1 protein-coding gene is annotated in these 667 nt (G+C 66.1%); it reads left to right on the top strand.

Going from position 1 to position 667, the window contains the following annotated elements; translation table 11 throughout:
- Positions 1-109 precede the first annotated feature (109 nt).
- Positions 110-667: TetR/AcrR family transcriptional regulator (locus KVT44_RS55515; RefSeq protein WP_217576850.1), on the top strand; the 558-nt coding region annotated here is incomplete at its 3' end.

The raw sequence follows: 667 nt of genomic DNA, 5'->3' as shown, positions 1-667 counted from the left end.
TTTTCTCCTGCCCGCGCTGCGGGATAAGCTTATTCGGATCAGCGATCCACATAACTGGACCAGTGATCCGAATATATGGACCACTGATCCGGATAGTCAAGAGGGACAGATGCGGGCCGACGCCAGGAAGAACCGCGACCACGTGCTCACAGTCGCGGGCACCGCCATCACCGAGCAGGGTGTCGACGTATCACTGCGCGACATCGCGCGCAGGGCCGACGTCGGGCTCGCGACACTGCTGCGTCACTTCCCGACGCGCGAGGCACTGCTCGATGCCCTGCTCCGCACGAGCTTCGACGAGCTGGCGGCACAGGCAGCCGAGCTCGAAACGTTGAGCTCGCCCGAAGATGCTCTCGTTTCGTGGCTACGCGACTGCGTCGCGTGGACAACTGAGTATCGGGGCGTGACCGTGCTGATGGCAGCCGCCATCGAGGACACCGAGTCCGCACTCCACGCTTCGTGCGTCACCTTGCGCGCGGCCGGTGCGCGGCTCCTCGCCCGTGCCCAGGCCGCGGGCGCAGCGCGGACCGACATTGATGGCACCGATCTGTTCGCGCTGGTAGCGGCGCTCGCTTGGCTCGGCGATCAACCCTCGCTCGCGCCACGCGCCGACCACCTCTTCGAGGTTGTCGCGAGCGCGATTCTGACGAGCGCAGGGAGCGGCGAT

Origin of the sequence: Streptomyces sp. GbtcB7, assembly GCF_019091445.1 — a bacterium.
Classification (GTDB): domain Bacteria; phylum Actinomycetota; class Actinomycetes; order Streptomycetales; family Streptomycetaceae; genus Streptomyces; species Streptomyces mirabilis.
This window is presented reverse-complemented; position numbering and strand designations above follow the sequence as displayed.